The sequence below is a fragment of the Flammeovirga aprica JL-4 genome, from assembly GCF_012844305.1.
Classification (GTDB): Bacteria; Bacteroidota; Bacteroidia; order Cytophagales; family Flammeovirgaceae; genus Flammeovirga; species Flammeovirga aprica.
The window spans coordinates 26,527-44,923 of the sequence record NZ_JABANE010000049.1; the positions used below are offsets into that span (position 1 = coordinate 26,527).

At 35.2% G+C, this 18,397-nt stretch carries 14 protein-coding genes; 13 read left to right on the plus strand and 1 reads right to left on the minus strand.

What is annotated here, in order from left to right; genetic code table 11:
• Nucleotides 1–108: 108 nt before the first annotated feature.
• Nucleotides 109–501: a hypothetical protein gene (locus HHU12_RS17690; protein ID WP_169658070.1), complete on the minus strand. Its 393-nt coding sequence runs from the start codon at nt 499–501 to the stop codon at nt 109–111.
• A gap of 135 nt (nt 502–636) precedes the next feature.
• Between HHU12_RS17690 and HHU12_RS17695 the strand changes: the two genes are divergently transcribed.
• From HHU12_RS17695 to HHU12_RS17755, 13 genes are all read left to right on the plus strand, one after another.
• Entirely contained in the window at nt 637–1,413 is a 777-nt protein-coding gene (locus HHU12_RS17695) for an MOSC domain-containing protein (RefSeq protein ID WP_169658071.1), read from the plus strand.
• 284 nt (nt 1,414–1,697) lie between these two features.
• Nucleotides 1,698–2,708, plus strand: coding sequence for a 2-hydroxyacid dehydrogenase (locus HHU12_RS17700; RefSeq protein ID WP_169658072.1), 1,011 nt, complete (start codon nt 1,698–1,700; stop codon nt 2,706–2,708).
• A 198-nt stretch (nt 2,709–2,906) separates the two neighbouring features.
• Nucleotides 2,907–3,269: a hypothetical protein gene (locus tag HHU12_RS17705; protein ID WP_169658073.1), complete on the plus strand. Its 363-nt coding sequence runs from the start codon at nt 2,907–2,909 to the stop codon at nt 3,267–3,269.
• Between the two features lie 142 nt (nt 3,270–3,411).
• Nucleotides 3,412–4,332, plus strand: coding sequence for a PP2C family protein-serine/threonine phosphatase (locus HHU12_RS17710; RefSeq protein WP_169658074.1), 921 nt, complete (start codon nt 3,412–3,414; stop codon nt 4,330–4,332).
• Between the two features lie 72 nt (nt 4,333–4,404).
• Complete coding sequence (locus tag HHU12_RS17715; protein WP_169658075.1) at nt 4,405–4,863, plus strand: hypothetical protein; 459 nt, start codon at nt 4,405–4,407, stop codon at nt 4,861–4,863.
• An 81-nt stretch (nt 4,864–4,944) separates the two neighbouring features.
• Nucleotides 4,945–5,535 carry a Crp/Fnr family transcriptional regulator gene (locus tag HHU12_RS17720; RefSeq protein ID WP_169658076.1) on the plus strand — a complete coding sequence of 197 codons (591 nt, stop codon included), beginning with the start codon at nt 4,945–4,947 and terminating at the stop codon, nt 5,533–5,535.
• Between the two features lie 68 nt (nt 5,536–5,603).
• The gene (locus tag HHU12_RS17725; RefSeq protein WP_169658077.1) at nt 5,604–6,677 is read left to right on the plus strand and encodes an SMP-30/gluconolactonase/LRE family protein; all 1,074 of its coding nucleotides are present in this window, start codon (nt 5,604–5,606) and stop codon (nt 6,675–6,677) included.
• A 50-nt stretch (nt 6,678–6,727) separates the two neighbouring features.
• The gene (locus HHU12_RS17730) at nt 6,728–7,144 is read left to right on the plus strand and encodes an HYC_CC_PP family protein (RefSeq protein ID WP_449401695.1); all 417 of its coding nucleotides are present in this window, start codon (nt 6,728–6,730) and stop codon (nt 7,142–7,144) included.
• A gap of 88 nt (nt 7,145–7,232) precedes the next feature.
• Nucleotides 7,233–10,994: an efflux RND transporter permease subunit gene (locus HHU12_RS17735; protein ID WP_169658079.1), complete on the plus strand. Its 3,762-nt coding sequence runs from the start codon at nt 7,233–7,235 to the stop codon at nt 10,992–10,994.
• 28 nt (nt 10,995–11,022) lie between these two features.
• On the plus strand, nt 11,023–12,249 hold the full coding sequence (locus HHU12_RS17740) for a TolC family protein (RefSeq protein ID WP_169658080.1): 1,227 nt from the start codon (nt 11,023–11,025) through the stop codon (nt 12,247–12,249).
• Between the two features lie 43 nt (nt 12,250–12,292).
• On the plus strand, nt 12,293–14,044 hold the full coding sequence (locus HHU12_RS17745; protein WP_169658081.1) for an efflux RND transporter periplasmic adaptor subunit: 1,752 nt from the start codon (nt 12,293–12,295) through the stop codon (nt 14,042–14,044).
• A gap of 128 nt (nt 14,045–14,172) precedes the next feature.
• The gene (locus HHU12_RS17750; protein WP_169658082.1) at nt 14,173–15,690 is read left to right on the plus strand and encodes a hypothetical protein; all 1,518 of its coding nucleotides are present in this window, start codon (nt 14,173–14,175) and stop codon (nt 15,688–15,690) included.
• Nucleotides 15,691–15,824: 134 nt separating this feature from the next.
• Entirely contained in the window at nt 15,825–18,347 is a 2,523-nt protein-coding gene (locus HHU12_RS17755) for a copper-transporting P-type ATPase (protein ID WP_169658083.1), read from the plus strand.
• Nucleotides 18,348–18,397: the final 50 nt, after the last annotated feature.

Consider the following 18,397-nt stretch of genomic DNA (forward strand, 5'->3'; position numbering starts at 1 on the left):
TTGATAAATGCTTTCAAATCAAGATATAGAAAGGCGACCTCATAAAAAAAGGTCGCCTTGATTTTTATCAGGCAACCTTTAGGTTTAGAAAACATGCAATTTGAAAATTTATTGATATAGTTTAGAGGGGTTAATATCTATCTTTTGTTCTAGAAAACGATAGCGTACATTCATCAATGTACTTTTCATTTTTCTAAGAAAATCTGTCCAAGCGCTATCTACTTCTGTAAGATATTCCTGAGGATTATCTTGAGCGGTATGTTGGAAAGAGTAACCGGCTTCAATTAAGAGCTGGTCTGCACTGAATTTTTTATTAAAATTCTTCTGAATAAAATTATCTTTATCCTTGAATAGCTGACTTAAAGCTAGAAGTGCAAATTTGTTTGTTGGAAAACTCATGTAGTTTACCAATTCACTTAATGTAAACGGCATTTTTGTTGTTTCAGGAACTACCGTAACTTTACCAAGTTGGATTTCCTTCTTTAGAATTAAATGCTTCATGGTCTTAGGTTTAAAAGTGAAATACGTTTTAGTATTAAACGTTGTTTATTGTATATAGGATTCATAAAATACGTATTATTTTACGTTTTTTAATGAAAAACACCCTTATTTTAGCCAAAAATTGAATTACGTCATATGGAATTAAAAAAAATCAATGTATTTCCAATTAAATCATTGGACGCAGTGGTGCTTGATGAAGTGGAAATTTCTGAAGGAGCAACATTAAAATGGGATAGAAGATGGGGCATCCATAGAAAAAGTGATGATAGAACGGTAAATGGGAAGAAATATCCTTCCATTCATCAATTAAGAGCAAATTATGATTTAGATACTTTAAAAGTGGAGCTTTCAAGTGATAAAGTGGGCACAACTTCTTTTGTGTTGGAAGGGGATTACTCTCAGCTGAACCAATACTTGTCAGATTATTTTGAAGAAGAAGTTTATGTATTAGAAAATGCTTCTACAGGTTTTCCAGATCATAGTGGAGGAAATGTAGGAGCATCATTGGTGTCATTACAAACACTACAAAAAGTTGGGGAGTGGTTCGACCTTCCTGTTGAGGAGGTAGAGCGAAGAATGCGTATGAACTTTATTGTAGATAACGAAACCGCTTTTGGAGAAGATGATCTTATGGGACCAACTAAAAGCGAACCTAGATCTTTCTATATCAATGAGGTGGAACTAAGAGGTTATAAGCCTTGTGAGAGATGTCCTGTGCCGACCAGAGATTCTTACACAGGAGAAGCGAATAAAGGATTCCAGAAAGCATTTTTGAATAAAAGGAAAGAACTACAGCCACAACTTTTGGAGAATAAAATCTATGCTCATGCTTATATGTGTGGTATTGTATTGAATATCCCTGAGACTTCTATTGGGAAGGTGGTGAAAAGTGAGATGCCAATTACTTTTTAATCGAAAATTTCACGTTTATTCACAAAAAAATAGATGCGATAAAGGGCCTTTTGGACACTATTGTAAATAGTTGAATACTAAACGAATCCTTTTTAATTAAGATTGTAAATTGCTGATAACAAAGTTTTAAAGTGTCATTTCAACGAAAAGGAGATGTCAAAAGTCCTATTTTGTTATTCAATAAAAATGTAAATTGTATCAATTACTTCACCGTGGTACTTTATTTGTTTCCTTTGGTAAAGTAATAACTATTACATATAAAAAATCATTAAAAAGAAATAAATATGAAAGTTGCTATCTTCGGAACAAAATCATACGATAAAGAATTTTTTAAATTAGAAGGAGTAAATACTACACATGAGTTAGTGTTTTTTGAATCACGATTAAGAGTGAAGACAGCACCACTAGCAAGAGGTTTTGATGCAGTTTGTGTGTTTGTGAATGACGTAGTAGATACAGAAACAGTTAAAATGTTAGGGGAATTCGGCATTAAAGTTATTGCCTTACGTTGTGCTGGTTTTAATAACGTAGATTTGATTGAAGCAGAGAAGCAGGGTATTGAAGTATTAAGAGTGCCAGCTTATTCTCCTTATGCTGTTGCAGAACATACTTTAGCATTGATTCTTACATTAAATAGAAAAACACACAAAGCCTACAACCGTGTTCGTGAAGGTAATTTCTCATTAGATAGATTAACTGGTTTTGATATTTACGGAAAAACTGTAGGTGTGATTGGTACTGGTAAAATCGGTCAGATTTTCGCTAGAATCATGAAAGGAATGGGTTGTAAGGTTGTTGGTTTTGATTTATATCCTAACAAAGAATTTGAAAAAGAGGGCGTATTAAAATATGTGACTTTGAATGAGCTGTTAGAAAGTTCTGACATTATTTCATTGCACTGTCCATTGACACCTCAAACGCACCATATCATTAATGATCATTCAATCTGGAGAATGAAGAAAGGTGCAATGTTGATTAATACATCAAGAGGTCGTTTGATTGATACAGAATCTGCTATCCGTGCTTTATCAAAAGGTCACTTAGGTTACCTTGGTATTGATGTTTATGAGCAAGAAGAAAAATTATTCTTCAGAGACTTATCAGAGACATTAATCAGAGATGAAAAAATGTTGAATTTAATGTCATTCCCTAACGTATTAGTAACAGGTCACCAAGCCTTTTTCACTGATACAGCATTAACACAAATTGCTAGAGTAACATTAGGTAACTTAACGGCATTTGAAAAGGGTGAAGAGTTAGTAAATAGAGTTGGTTCTGAAGCAATAAAAGGTTAAATTGTAGTAAGAACTAAAATTGAAGGTATCAATAGTTTAATATTGATACCTTTATTTTTATAAGTACAAATTCAAAATTTGATTTAGTACTTAAAGCAGATTAATTTTTCGAAAAGTGAAATAAAAGTTAATCTTTAAACTAATTATTACTGAAAACGTAATATTATTTGTTAGAAAACTATAATAATATTGTAAACCATGAAAAGAAGACAAGCAACAACACTTGTAACTGCTATTGCCGCTGGTGCTGCGATTACTACAGGGATCGTAATTAAGACAAGAAAATACATGCAAAAGAAAAGACTAGATGAGGGAGATTACTTGTACCCATATCTGTCTTTTATTAAGAAAAAAATTGAGTCTGGTAAGAAGTCGATTATTATCACTCCAGAAGATTCTCCATTTAAATTCATCACTCTTTCAGTAAAAAATGCAGGAAAGAAAAAGTTGGTTTTAGCCGATTATGAAGGAACTGCTTTAGGAAGAGGACGTAAAGACCTTTTAAAATATAAAAATGGTAAGCTTACTTTCATTAAGCCTATCATTGAATATGCAATGTAAAAATTTGATTGTATCACAAAGAAGTCATTCTCTAAAGAAAGGGAATGACTTTTTTTATGTAAAATTCAAAAAAATGAAATAATTGTTTAAACAAATTTTACTTGAATTCAGTTACTACTCTGAACATTTTAAAATTTGGCTTATGCAGACTATAGACAAGAATAGTGTAAAGTATTTATCAGAACAGCTTCAGATTGTAAAGGAAAAATATGAGTCGCAAAAGCAGATGACGGAAATGACGATTAGTTATCTTCAGGATACAAATGCAAAATTAACTGAAGCTAAAAATGAGATAGATAGCGTAAACAAAAGAGTACAGCAAAGCATCAATTATGCTCAAAGGATTCAAAGAAAAATTCTTCCTTCTGACCACAAAGTTGAACGCTTGTTCCCATCGTCTTTTTTGATTTATAAACCAAAAGATGTAGTCAGCGGTGATTTTTATTTTGTGGATGAAGATGACACATACAAGTACCTAGCTGTGATAGACTGTACAGGTCATGGAGTACCTGGTGCATTTTTGACATTAATCGTCAACTCACTTTTAGAATCTATTTTAAAGGAAAATAAAGGCAACAGAGCCGATATAATATTAAAAAAACTAGATGAAAAGTTGTATCACTACCTGAACAAAAATGAAGGGACTAAGCGTATTCAGGACGGTCTAGATATTACTTTTTGTATGATAGAAAAAGCATCCAACACTATTATTTTTTCTTCAACCCATCAACGTTTTTATCATTTATCAAATAAAGAGGTTGAAGAGTATAAAGGTGCCCCTTATTCAATTGGAGAGTTTTCAAAACGACAGGAGAAACTGACCAACGTACAATTACAGTATCAAAAAGGTGATCTTCTCTATTTGTCCACAGATGGAATTCTGGATCAATTTGGTGGGGTAAATAATGAAAAATTCAAGAGAAAGAATTTTAAAAATCTATTAACTAAAATAGCAGATTATCCGCTTGAAAAACAAAAGAAAATCATAGAACTAACCTTCGAGAAATGGAAGTCAGATAAGGTACAAACGGATGATATTTTGGTAATGGGTATTATGCTTTAAAGCTTGTTTTAAAAAACTTTTTTAAGTGGAAATTTATCTAAAACATGCTCTTAAACTTTTAATTTAATAATTATGGTAACTTCATCGAATGAATTAAACACTACAAAAAACAATCTCTTTGACTGTCTGTACAAAGATGACTACACAAAAGTCTATTTCATCCAAGAGAAAAACATATTGGTATGTGAGGCTTTACAAGATTACATTCCGATTGAGGATTTTAAGAAGGTCTTCAATTTTATCACCCTCAATTTTTCACTTTTTGATAAAGTAGAAAAGTTTCTCTTTGATAAACAAAGCCTGAGGGTATTTCACCAACCGTCGATGGAGTGGTATTTTGTTTTCTGGAAAAAGGAAATGTACCAAAAGTACAATTTAGTAAATCATGTGAAGATCCTTCCTCAAAACATACCATGGTTTGAAGCATCTGTAAAAGCGGGCAGGGCACAAATTGAAGAAAAATACAAAGACCTTGTGGTCGATAAGTTGAATATTGAATATGTGAACTCCATTGATGAGCTCCTTTCATAGCCACTTTTTTCAAATAAAAAGAAGATCCTTTTTCATATAAAGCATTAATCCTTACCTTTCATGAGGTACTATTTGCTATTTATGAAAAAGGATTTTTTTAATTATTGTAATGCTATCAGCAATGAGATTGAAGCTGAAGCATTAGATAAGTTGTTCAATTGTTTTCATCGCCGTTCATTAATGAAAGACGATTACTTTTCAAAAAAAGGAGAATATGCTCAAAAAGTAGGTTTTTTATTGAATGGAGTAATTCGAGCTTTCTATCTCAATGAGCAAGGGAAGGAATACAATAAACAGTTTTTTGTAGGACCTTCTTTAATTGGTGCTTATACGTCTTTGCTTACCAAAACACCTAATCTTATCCCACAGCAAGCACTGACCGATTGTGAAATTCTAGAGGCCGATTATCAACAAATCGAAAAATTATATTCTCAGCATCACTCTTTGGAGCGTTTAGGACGTAAAATATCGGAACATTATTTTTTAGAGAAAGAAAAAAAAGAACTAGAAATGGGTTTACTAGAAGGTGAGGAGCGTTATACTATTTTTCAGAAAGATTTCCCGAACCTTGAACAGCAAATACCACAGTTCCATATCGCTTCTTATTTAGGGATTTCTGCCACTCAATTAAGTCGTATTCGTAAAGGGATATTGAAAAGTGGAGTAGATTAAAATTACATATGTAAATTTATTGATTTTATTTCTCGGCCACTTTTGTAGTACACTAAAATGAAAGTACTATGAAAACAACAATATTAATATCTCTTTTCGTATTGGGTTTAGCATTCTCAAACTGTTCTATACAACCCAACAAATGGACACCTGTAGCTTCGGAAATAGAAGTTGATGGTTTAGACACAAGCAATTATCTTACACATTCAAAACAAGTTTCTCTTTTAGGATTTTCAGGAGCCGAAGATTTTGCCATGGACAAAGAAGGTAATTTGTACTGTGGGACTCATAATAGTCATGAAGATTTTACTGGAGGAGCCATTTTAAAAATTGATACCTCGCTAAATGTTGAGGCCTTTATCAAAACGGAGAAATGGGTGACGGGTATGCATTTCAATGCTGATAATGAATTGATTATTTTGATGAATGGTGTAGGTTTGTTGAAAGTGAATGAGGATAAGTCTTTCGATACGTTATTGACCCAAACTCCAGATGGAAAAGCACTATTGATGGGATCAGGTCTTGATATCAGTTCAGAGGGTAAGATTTATTTTAATAACCTTTCTTCAGAAATGACGACTTCCACCAAAACAATCAATCGTTTAATTCTGGAAATGAAACCCGATGGAGGTGTTTATTGCTTTGATCCGAAAACCCATAAGACTGAAATTATTTCCCCAGGAAATTACTTTGGAAATGGATTGGTATTAAGTGAAGATGAAAATTCAATATTAGTTTCAGAGACTTCTAAATACCGTATTCTTAGGTATTGGGTGAGCGGAAAAAAGAAAGGTCAGTATGAAGTGTTTATGGATAATCTTCCAGGTTTCCCTAATAATTTAAAAAGAAGCTCGAATGGTAATTATTGGTTGGGTTTTACTACAAAACGCAGTCAGCAGTTGGATGATATTCACCCTAAGCCTTGGATGAAAAAGATGGTTTTTGCAATGCCAGATTTTATGAAACCGAAAGCAGATAAATATGCCATGGTGATGGAGATCTCAGAAAGTGGCGAGATCTTAAGGGTATTTACAGACCAAAATGGTGAGGTAGTAAAAGAGGCAGGGGCGGTCTTAGAAAGTAATGGAAAACTTTATCTAGGAGGTGATATTGTAAGTGAAGTGGCGGTTTTTGATTTGTAGTTTAACAAATGTTTATTTTGATAAGTAAATAATAATTTTGAAATTCGAATATGCTTAAATCCGTTAAGAACATATTATTATCTATGATATTGATTTTAGGCACTATTGGAATTGTGGGTAATGCTCACATTTGCAATGGTGTTTTAAAAGCAATCAATATGCAACCTTCCCACGAATGCTGTGCGAAGGGTATGGATAGTAAAATGAAATCGGATTGTTGTGAGAACAATATGCATCATGTGAAAGTAGAAAGTCATTTTGATCAAGTTATTGATATCGTAGAAGTACCGTCTTTTACTTATCAGGAAATGATGAAAAACCTTTGGGAATCTGCTTTTACATTTATCCTTCCTACAAACACAGAGGCGGAATTAGTAAAACAATCGCCTAATTTTTGTGTATTAAAATCTCCTCCTAATCACAGGACCGTTCCTATCAATATTTCTAATCAAATCATTTTAGTTTAAAGAACATTTTTCAGTTTTAATTAATTGCAAAAATGTATTACATTAATAGTGAGGCCATTTTATGACCTTTCTTTAAACGATATAAAAAATGATCAATAAATTAGTTCGTTTCTTTCTCTATAATAGAGTAGTGACGATAGTAGCTTTATTGTTGGTGGTTTTATGGGGATTAATGCACAGTCCTTTTAAAACTACCCTCAATAAGTATATACCTTATGAACCTGTAGCTGTAGATGCTATTCCAGATATAGGAGATAATCAACAAATAGTTTTTACAAATTGGCTTGGCCGATCACCTCAAGATATCGAAGATCAGGTAACTTACCCCTTAACCACAAGTTTATTAGGAATACCGGGCGTGAAAAGCATCCGTAGTAATTCCATGTTCGGCTTTTCTACCATCAACATTATCTTTAAAGATGATGTGGAGTTTTATTTCGGTAGAACTAGAATCCTGGAGAAAATAAACAGTTTGCCTCCCAATACACTTCCAGAAGGAGTTCAACCCACATTAGGGCCTGATGCCACAGCTGTTGGGCAAGTATATTGGTATACTCTAGAAGGAAGAGATGAAAGTGGAAATCCAACAGGGGGATGGAATTTAGAGGAATTGAGATCTACTCAAGACTTTTTGGTAAAATATGCACTTATGTCTGCTGATGGTGTGTCAGAAGTGGCGTCAGTAGGAGGCTTTGTGAAAGAATACCAAATTGATGTTGACCCGAATGCTTTGAAGGCTTACAATGTGACCTTACAGCAAGTGATGAATGCAGTAAGGAACTCAAATTTGGATGTTGGTGCGAGAACGATTGAGGTCAATAATGCAGAGTATTTTGTGAGAGGAATTGGCTATATCAAAAGTATTGCTGATTTGGAGGAATCAGTAGTGAAAGTGAATAAGAACATCCCGATCCGAATCAAAGATGTTGCAAAAGTGGTAGAAGGGCCTGCAGTAAGAAGAGGTATTCTTGATAAAGAAGGAGCCGAAGTAGTAGGTGGTGTAGTGACTGCTCGTTTTGGAGCGAACCCTATGCTTGTTGTTGATAATGTAAAAGATAAAATCAGTGATATTCAAGCAGGTTTACCTCAGAAAATTTTAGAAGATGGCACACTGAGTAAAGTAACTATTGTTCCTTTCTACGATCGCTCTGTTTTGATCAAGGAAACGTTGGGTACACTCAATGAAGCATTGACACAAGAGATTTTAATTACAGTCATTGTCGTTTTGATAATGGTTTGGAATCTTAGAGCTTCCATGTTGATTTCTAGTTTGCTTCCAATTGCCGTTTTGATGGTTTTTGTGGTGATGAAATATATGGGTATTGTGGCCAATATTGTTTCACTGAGCGGAATTGCCATTGCAATAGGAACCATGGTTGACATTGGTATTGTAATGTCTGAAAACCTGATCAAACATTTAGAGCATAGAAAAGGTAGAGTCCTTATTAATGTCATTTATGACGCTACTGAAGAAGTATCAGGAGCTATTGTGACAGCGGTAGCCACTACAGTAGTCAGCTTCATTCCAGTATTTACATTACAAGCTTCAGAAGGGAAATTATTCTCCCCATTGGCTTATACCAAAACCTTTGCTTTGTGTGCATCAGTTGTGGTAGCTCTCGTTTTTTTACCTTCCTTCGCTTATTATTTCTTTAAATCAGAGCAAAAGAAAAAGGCCTCCATCATCTTTAAAATCCTTTCGGTGATTGTTGGTGTTGCCCTTTTATTTTTCAAAACAAGCTTAGGTTTAGGTGTACTCATTATTACACTTTATTCCATTTTTGAAAAACAACTGAAACAATATCTTTCTGATAAATTATATGACCGATTAAGAAGTGGAATTGTAGCCACTGTTATTGCTTATCTTTTGGCTATGGATTGGTTGCCTCTTGGTGCACAAGAAAGCGATTTCAAGAACTTTATTTTTGTAGCAGGTTTAATCGTTTTGGTTTTAGGAGGTTTCCAGTTATTTATTTTGATGTACCCTAAGATTCTTGAAAAATGCTTAGACCATAAAATCACTTTTCTTTCCATCGTATTCTTCGTTGTCTTTGCAGGAGTTTCAGCATGGGTAGGCTTTGCTAATTTATTTTCACCTGTTCAATCCCTGATGACTAAAGTTGGGGTTGATATGACGGATTCACGAGCATACAAAAATATGAATCGTGCCTTTCCTGGTATTGGGTCCGAGTTTATGCCTTCCTTATCAGAAGGAAGTTTCTTGTTGATGCCCACCACTATGCCTAATGCAGGAATTTCTGAAGTGAAGAAGAATCTTCAGTTGATGGATATGGCCGTAAAAAGCATTCCTGAAATTGAATCTGTTGTGGGAAAAGCGGGTAGAACCGAATCTCCATTAGATCCTGCACCCTTATCCATGTATGAAAATATCATCAATTACAAGAGTGAATATAAAGTAGATGAAAATGGGAATCGATTACGCTTTAAAGTTAATGCAGATGATGATTACGTAAAAGGTGAAAATGGTGATTTAATTGAAGATCCAAATGGACAGTATTTTAGACAGTGGAGAGACAATATCCATTCTCCTGATGATATTTGGCAAGAAATTGTAAAAGCCACTCAATTACCTGGTTTGACTTCAGCTCCTAAGTTGCAACCAATTGAGACTCGTCTGATTATGACACAAACAGGTATGAGAGCTCCAATGGGTATCAAAGTTTTCGGACCTGATTTAGCCACCATTGAAAGTTTTGGAGTTCAATTAGAGCAAATACTAAAGGAAGTTCCTTCGGTAAAAAAAGAAGCCGTTTTTGCAGATCGTATAGTAGGTAAACCGTATTTGGAAATAGAAATTGACCGTCAGAAAATAGCACGATATGGATTGAATGTAAAAGATATGCAGATGCTATTGGAAATGGTGATTGGAGGTATGCCATTGACCTATACAGTAGAAGGTCGTGAGCGTTTTCCAGTTCGATTAAGATACGCTCGTGAATACAGAGACAATCCTGATGTCCTGAAAAAGTTTCTAGTGAATGTGCCTTTGGGAATTCAAGTTCCTTTGGAAGAGTTGGCAGATATTAAATATACGGCAGGGCCTCAAAGCATTAAAAGTGAAGACACATTTTTAACCGGATATGTGCTATTAGACAAACTTCCAGAGTACTCTGAAGTTCAAGTTGTAGAAGAAGCTACGGATTATATTGAGTCAAACATTAAAAATGGTAGTTTGATTGTCCCTAAAGGTGTGAGCTATAAGTTTTCGGGAAATTATGAAAACCAAATCAGAGCCTCACAGCGACTTTCTATCGTAATGCCCGTTTGTTTGTTGTTGATTTTCTTTATTCTCTATCTTCAATTCAAATCGGTTAAAACTACTTTCATGGTGTTTTCAGGTATTGCAGTAGCATTCAGTGGCGGGTTTTTAATGCTTTGGATGTACAGCAAACCTACATTCCTCGACTTCTCTATTTTAGGAACTAACATGAGAACGCTTTTCGATATAGGAACAGTGAATTTAAGTGTAGCGGTTTGGGTAGGTTTTATTGCCTTATTTGGAATTGCAACCGATGATGGTGTTTTAATAGCCACTTATCTCGATCAATCTTTCTCAAAACACTCTCCCAAAACAGTGGAAGAAATCAGAAAAGCGGTATTAGAAGGAGGGATGAGAAGAATCAGACCAAGTTTAATGACCACGGCTACAACGCTTCTAGCATTTATACCGATCCTCACTTCTACAGGTAGAGGAGCAGATATAATGAAACCAATGGCGATTCCTGGTTTTGGTGGTATGACAGTAGCATTACTCACCCTATTTGTAGTACCTACTTTATACTGTGCTGTAAAAGAAGGAGCACTTACGTCTATCAAAAAAGAAGCTTAATGTTATGGAACTTTTAGAGAAAAGAATAATGAGAAATATAATCACACTCCTTTTGCTTTTGTTCTCTGTCGCAGTAAAGGCACAGAACCCTTTTCTAGATTCCTATATTGAAACTGCATTGGAAAATAATTTTGGAGTTCAATCAAAAGCCCAAAATATACAAGCAGTTGCTTCTGAAAAAGAAATGATAAAAGGGGAAGCCACTTCAAACTTAGATCTAATGTATGGTTATGGCGTAGCACCCATTGAGACAAGAAATGGTCCTATCGACCATAAGTTGTCTGCAGGAGTGATGTTGCCTTGGTTTGGTACTAGATCAAAAAAATATGATGTGGTTAATTTTAAGGTAGAAAAAGCACAACAGCAGAAACAACAAACTGAAAATACAGTAAAATACACCGTTAGAGCTTTATATTTTCAGATGCTTCAAAATAAAAAAGATTTGTTTTCAGCAAGACGTAATTTTGAGATTTTGAAAACCTTTGAATCCATCGCTTTGACCCAATATGAAAATGCGAAAGGTTCTCTAGTGGATGTGCTGAGAGTACAAATGCAGATTGAAGAAGCGGAAAATAAGATTAATGATTTGACAGCAGATAGTACTTTATTCCATCAGCAGTTTGCATTGGTCTTAAATCATCAAGTTGATGCCATTGAACTTTCAGAACAGTTTAATTTTCAATCTGACTCTACCGCTTTCTTAGAGCAAAACCCTAAGCTTTTAGAATTGGATGCAACACAGAAAGTAGTGAATGCTGAGATTCAATCAGTCACAAAAGAAGCATCACCAAAAATTAAAGTTGCTTTGGAATACAGTATGATTGGCAATACACAAATGCAATCTGATAATTCTGGTAATAATGCGGTTATGCCTATGATAGGTCTTTCAATTCCTGTGTTCAATTCAAAAAAATACAATGGAAAGAAAGAACAATTGGCATTAAATAATCAAACGCTTCAATTACAAAAGCAGGAATTACAAAATGTACTTCAGACGGAGTTTTTGAAAGCCGAAAATCAAAAAAGTGATGCTGAAAGAGCCATTCGCTTAATGGATCAACAGATTTCAAAAGTAGATCAGGCCATTAAAATACAGAGGGAAGTATATACTGTAGGGAATAATAGTCAGGGTTCTGCTTTTATAGAATTACTCCGCTTGCAGATGCAACGATTAGATTTTCAGTTTGAAATCCATAAAGCAGAACAAAGTAAGCATACTGCTTTAGCAAAAATAGATTTCCTAAGAGGAGTCTAATTTCTAAGTCAAAACCTTATTAAGGTACTAAAGAATAAATAAAATGAATCAATATATAAAATCATATAGTTCACTTGTTCTTGTATTCATTATAGGATTAATGAGTGGATGGCTCTTTTTTAGTGGAGGTGAAGAACACAGTGATCACTCAGGGCATAATCATCAAACAAAAGAAGAAGTTTGGACTTGCTCTATGCACCCACAAATCAGACAAAATGAGCCTGGGGATTGCCCAATCTGTGGCATGGATTTAATTCCAGCTTCTACCTCTGATGCAGGTCAAGATTTATCTCATATCTCATTATCAAAATCAGCCGTTGCGTTAGCGAATATTCAGACAACAGAAGTCATACAATCTTCACCAGAAAAAGAGTTGACATTGCAAGGGAAATTGGCTGTAGATGAAAGAAGAACGTATTCTCAAGCTTCCCATATTTCAGGTCGAATTGAAAAAAGCTATGTCAATTATATAGGAGAGAAAGTACGCAAAGGACAAAAATTAGCGACTATTTATTCTCCTCAATTAGTCACTGCTCAACGTGAATATTTTGAAGCTAAAAAAGTAAAGGAAAGCAATCCTCAGTTACTTCGTGCCGCCAAAGAAAAATTGAGGTTATGGAAATTGACAGACAAGCAGATCAGTGATATTGATCAGTCTGGAAAAGTAATGACAGAGTTTGTGATCCGAGCGGATATTTCAGGAGTCATTACAAAACTCAATGTTGTAGAAGGAGATCATGTGATGGAAGGACAGATCATGTATGACTTGGCTGATTTATCTCGTCTTTGGGTGAAATTTGATGCATATGAAAGTGATTTGTCTTGGGTAAAAGAAGGTGATAAAGTAACGTTTTCAGTTTCTTCTTATCCAGGAGATAAATTTTCTACTACTATTAATTTTATTGACCCCTTCATTAATCCACAAACCAGAGTCGCGTCTATCAGAGGTAACGTTATTAATTCAAAAGGAAAACTGAAACCAGAAATGTTTGTGTCTGGAAGTTTAAATGCCACCTTACCTATAAAAGAAGACGTAATTGTAGTGCCAAAATCGGCAGTTTTATGGACAGGACCAAGATCTATTGTTTATGTGAAAGTAGCAGGACAGGAAGAGCCAACTTTTGAGATGCGTGAAGTTACGCTTGGAACAAACTTAGCCAATGCCTATGTAGTTACAGAAGGTATAAAAGTGGGAGAGGAAGTCGTCACTCAAGGTGCGTATACGGTAGATGCTGCCGCACAGCTTAAAGGCAAGCCAAGCATGATTGCACCAAAGAAAGGAATGCAGGATCAACATGCGATGAAAATGCCTGAAGATGATCATTCAAAATTTGATAAAGGGGTATCATCAAAATTCAGATCAGAATTACATCAAGCTTTTCAAAGCTATATTCTAATGAAAGATGCTTTAGTAGCTAGTGATGATCAAAAAGCGAAAGAATTATTGAATGATTTTTCTGAAAAACTTAATGCGGTCAATATGAAAGGCCTTAAAGGTGATGCTCATATGTATTGGATGATGAAATCTAAAGCATTAAAAAGTGACGTTTCAGAAATGATTAAAGCAGATAACATTGATACTAGAAGAAGATATTTAGTAACAGTCTCAAAATATTTGGCAGAAATGATAACACGCTTAGGATTACCTGCTGATAAAAAAGTGTATTTGCTTTATTGTCCTATGGCAAACCATGATCAAGGTGCTTCATGGTTATCTACCACAAAAGAGGTGTTAAATCCTTATTATGGTGATATGATGCTGAGGTGTGGAGAGATGAAAAAAGAAATACAATAATTATTTTCTTGATAGGCAGATAATTAATGTCGTCTTAAACGGTATTAATTATTTGCTGTTTTTTTCGCATGATTATTCTATTTAGTTTTGTAAGTAATGTGTATTACAACATTATTTAAACTATATTCATGCAGACTTTAAATCAACAACCGACTTCTACTACTCAACAGACTGCTTACTATGAATCTGACAATCTACCGAAAGAAGCATTTCTGTATCAGAGACAAGGTCCATGGCCACAACCCTCTCCAAGAAATCCTAAAGGTGAGGCACCTGCCGTTTTAAGGTTGCCTAGGAAAGAAAAAGAGGCTTGGAAAAAGAAAATTGGTCGTAGGTATTTCAAAAACATGTGGACTTATTGGCCAAAAGCGTTGTCCTATGCTTATAAACACAGAGGTCTCCACAAAATTAAAGATGAAGAATTTAATCATTACCTTGGTTCGGGGGTGTTCAGTAAGTTTTTGATAAAAGGGTTAAGTGATCAAAAGAAAGAGATCTTCAAAGAATTTCTTCCTGATGATTTTGATAGTAAAGAATACTATGTCATCGATTTTTCTTTGATGTCATATACCAAACCTTTTGAAGGAATTTATGCAACGGGTACTATTGTGGTATTCGAAAAAGTCAACGGTGAATTAATAGCTAAACTTATTTATGTTGATCAGTATAAGGATAAGAAAATAGTGCGGCCTATTGATGGAGAATTATGGGAGCTTGCCAAAGTTTATGCAATGCAAGGTGCAGCGTATAAATTGATTCTTTCAGAACATGCGCTATTACATTTTCCTTTCGATTGTATAAATGCTATTAGTAAGTCCACTCTACCCATTAATACTATAGTATTGCAACTACTTTTGCCCCATTTTGAACACACATTGGTGCTCAATAAAGTAGTGTTGAATTCTACTGCTTCACCAGTTGAAAACGATCAGAAATTTCCTTATTCTGGCTTTTTAGGAGATGGTGACGGACAAAGGTCATTGGTGGCTTGTGCTTATAGTGGTATTGAAGGAAATGACAGTTACAATGGCTATCATTATTCAAAGGAGATCGAGAAGTTTGATTCTCCCTATTATTCTTTCCTGCTGGAATACTATAATGTCATCAAGAAATTTGTAACCGAAGTAGTCAATGTGATTAGTGAGGAAGAACTTAATTTAATTAAGGATTGGGCCAAACATATCAATCAGTGGCTTCCAACTTTTACACCTTCGGATGAAATTTTATTGAAAGATAATTTAATTGAGGAACTGACAATGATCATTTGGGATGTGTCTGTGGCACATTCAGCGGATCATTATAGTTTTGCCCAAGTTCCAAGTTATTTGGTGCCGCTAAGAGTAAGGGTTAACCCTGAAGATGCCGAGAAAGGTAATATTGATTGGGAGAATGGCATGAACATTAAAGATATGTTCAGGTATAGAATGGAGCGAGAGATGTTCTTTAAACCTACGAATGTCTCTAATTTATTCAATACAGAATATAATTTTGATCTCGTCAATTATTCTGATGGCACAAAGAAATATTTGAAAGACCTCAATGCAATTTTCTTAAGGGAATTAGAAGAGGTGGAAGAGCGATTGAAACAAAAGAATATACCAATCTTTATTCCTCTCAAGGAAATGGCTCGATCGATTCAATACTAATAAATTATTTAAAGTCAGTAGCTCTAAAGAGGTACTGACTTTTTTAAGAAAAATCTTATACACTCTTCCCAAAATTCTATACAAACTTAAACCATAAGGACCCCTATATTTGTAGTATACTAATCAACAAAAAGATGAAAGAGCTAACATTAGATACTACTTTAGGTTGTAAAGCTTGTGAAGCCAAAGTCCAACCTCTTTTAGATAAAGACCCCAGAGTTATTGACTGGGAAGTAATAGATGGTAATATTTTGAGAGTAGTCACCGAAGGAGCCTGTCAGAAATGCGTGAATAAAATAATTGGTGAGGCAGGGTATGAGGTGAAAGAACAAATCAATGCCAAGGAGGTAGACCCTAAGGATTTCGCCCATAAAATTACACATGAAATTCCTGTAATAGAATATGACGTGCCAGAGTTTTCATCAGAGGATGCTGGTAAATATTATTGCCCCATGATGTGTGAGGGAGAGGATAAACTTTACGAAAGTGCAGGCGATTGTCCTGTTTGTGGTATGCCATTGGAGAAAATTCCAGAACCAAAACCTGCAGTTCAGTATGCTTGCCCAAATCACCCTGATGAGCTATACGATGAACCTGGAGATTGTCCAATTTGTGGCACAGCTCTCGAACCTGTGATTCCTGAAGAGGAAGAAGAAAAAAATGAGGCTTATGAGGATATGAAAAAAAGATTTCAACTCAGCCTTTTATTTACAATTCCTGTAGTTTGTATTGCTATGCTGGGGCATATTTTCCCACCTATTCATCATGCAATGTTAAACCTGATGTCTCAAACAGCATGGAACTGGGTGCAATTTCTACTCACCATTCCAATGGTCTTTTACACAGGGTCGATTATTTTGAAACGTGCTTGGTCGTCATTGGTAACACGGAACCTAAACATGTGGACGCTTATAGGTATAGGAACGGTCGTTGCTTTTTCATTTAGTGTTTTCGCCTTACTCTTTCCTGATATTTTCCCAGATCAATTTAAAGAAAATGGAGCGGTTCATGTTTACTTTGAAGCAACAAGCAGTATTCTACTTCTCGTAATGATTGGTCAGCTGATGGAACTGCGAGCGCATGCACAAACTAATTCAGCACTAAAAGCACTTTTGAAATGGGCACCTTCAACCGCCACAGTCATTAGAAATGGTAAAGATCTGAAAGTGGCCATTGAACATATTGTCAAGGGAGATATAATAAGAATCAAACCTGGAGAGAAAATACCTGTAGACGGCGTGATTACAGAAGGAAGCGGAACAGTAGATCAATCCATGATTACAGGAGAACCTATACCTGTTGATGTGGCAATAAACGATAAAGTGACAAGTGGATCTATTAATACCAACGGTTCTTTTCTACTAAAAGCTGAAAAAGTCGGAGGGGAGACGTTATTGTCTAAGGTGATTGGTATGGTGAATGATGCAAGCCGTTCAAGAGCTCCTATTCAAAAAATTGCAGACCAAATTTCTACTTATTTTGTGCCGATAGTGGTAAGTGTAGCTATTCTTACATTCATCGTTTGGATGTTCTTTTACAATGGAGAAAACGCTTCTACCTATGCTTTAGTGAATGCCGTTGCAGTACTTTTAATTGCCTGCCCATGTGCTCTTGGTCTTGCCACGCCAATGTCGATTATGGTTGGAACCGGAAAAGGAGCACAATACGGAATTCTTATTAAAGATGCAGAAGCGTTGCAAGGTTTTAGCAAGGTAGATATCCTGATGATTGACAAAACCGGTACACTTACAGAAGGTAAGCCAACCGTGAAAGAGGTGATCAGTTTTGATGATTCTTCGACCTCAGAAATTATCTCTTATGCAGCAAGTCTAGATCAAAATAGTGACCATCCTCTAGCAAAAGCAATTGTTAAAAAAGTAAAAGAGGAAAAGCTTGCAATACATGCTATCAACGATTATCAATATCTGATTGGTAAAGGTGGTACAGCGGTTATTAATGAAAACAAAATTGCTGTTGGAAATCATAAACTAGTTGCTTTGGAACCTTCTCATCAAGAAAAAATCAACTCTTTTCAAAAAGATGGGGCAACTATAGTATATGTTAGCAAAAATGAAAAGCTAATTGGCGGAATTGTTATTACAGATCCAATTAAAACAGAGGCTGTTCAACAAGTAAAAGCTTTGCAGGAAGAGGGAATCAAAGTGATGATGTTGACGGGTGATAATGAAGCTACTGCTAATTATGTGGCTGAAAAAGTTGGCGTTGACTCTTTTAAAGCGGATTGTCTCCCAGAGGATAAGTTGAAGTATGTCAAAGAGTACCAAGAAAGAGGATTTCATGTAGCAATGGCAGGGGATGGAATTAATGATGCTCCAGCTTTAACCCAAGCAAATATTGGAATTGCCATGGGTGACGGAACAGATATTGCTATCCAAAGTGCTGAAATTACTCTATTGAAAGGAAATCTCAACAATTTGGTAAAGGCTAGAAAGTTGAGTGAAAAGGTAATGGTTAATATAAAACAGAATCTAATATTCGCTTTCTTCTATAATGTCTTAGGAGTACCAGTAGCGGCAGGGGTATTATTCCCTTTCTTTGGTATATTATTGAGTCCAATGTTGGCAACATTAGCAATGAGCTTTAGTTCAGTCTCGGTGATCACAAATGCACTGAGATTAAAAAGGCTAAAACTGTAAAGATTTTAAACCCTTTTGTGACGCCTATTCTTCAATTGGGAGGATAGGCG

Coding starts and splice junctions, on each gene's coding strand:
- HHU12_RS17725 (WP_169658077.1), top strand. CDS start 5,604: ATGAAAACAACAATATTAATATCTCTTTTCGTATTGGGTTTAGCATTC.
- HHU12_RS17745 (WP_169658081.1), top strand. CDS start 12,293: ATGAATCAATATATAAAATCATATAGTTCACTTGTTCTTGTATTCATT.
- HHU12_RS17715 (WP_169658075.1), top strand. CDS start 4,405: ATGGTAACTTCATCGAATGAATTAAACACTACAAAAAACAATCTCTTT.
- HHU12_RS17705 (WP_169658073.1), top strand. CDS start 2,907: ATGAAAAGAAGACAAGCAACAACACTTGTAACTGCTATTGCCGCTGGT.
- HHU12_RS17735 (WP_169658079.1), top strand. CDS start 7,233: ATGATCAATAAATTAGTTCGTTTCTTTCTCTATAATAGAGTAGTGACG.
- HHU12_RS17740 (WP_169658080.1), top strand. CDS start 11,023: ATGAGAAATATAATCACACTCCTTTTGCTTTTGTTCTCTGTCGCAGTA.
- HHU12_RS17720 (WP_169658076.1), top strand. CDS start 4,945: ATGAAAAAGGATTTTTTTAATTATTGTAATGCTATCAGCAATGAGATT.
- HHU12_RS17690 (WP_169658070.1), bottom strand. CDS start 501: ATGAAGCATTTAATTCTAAAGAAGGAAATCCAACTTGGTAAAGTTACG.
- HHU12_RS17710 (WP_169658074.1), top strand. CDS start 3,412: ATGCAGACTATAGACAAGAATAGTGTAAAGTATTTATCAGAACAGCTT.
- HHU12_RS17695 (WP_169658071.1), top strand. CDS start 637: ATGGAATTAAAAAAAATCAATGTATTTCCAATTAAATCATTGGACGCA.
- HHU12_RS17755 (WP_169658083.1), top strand. CDS start 15,825: ATGAAAGAGCTAACATTAGATACTACTTTAGGTTGTAAAGCTTGTGAA.
- HHU12_RS17730 (WP_449401695.1), top strand. CDS start 6,728: ATGCTTAAATCCGTTAAGAACATATTATTATCTATGATATTGATTTTA.
- HHU12_RS17750 (WP_169658082.1), top strand. CDS start 14,173: ATGCAGACTTTAAATCAACAACCGACTTCTACTACTCAACAGACTGCT.
- HHU12_RS17700 (WP_169658072.1), top strand. CDS start 1,698: ATGAAAGTTGCTATCTTCGGAACAAAATCATACGATAAAGAATTTTTT.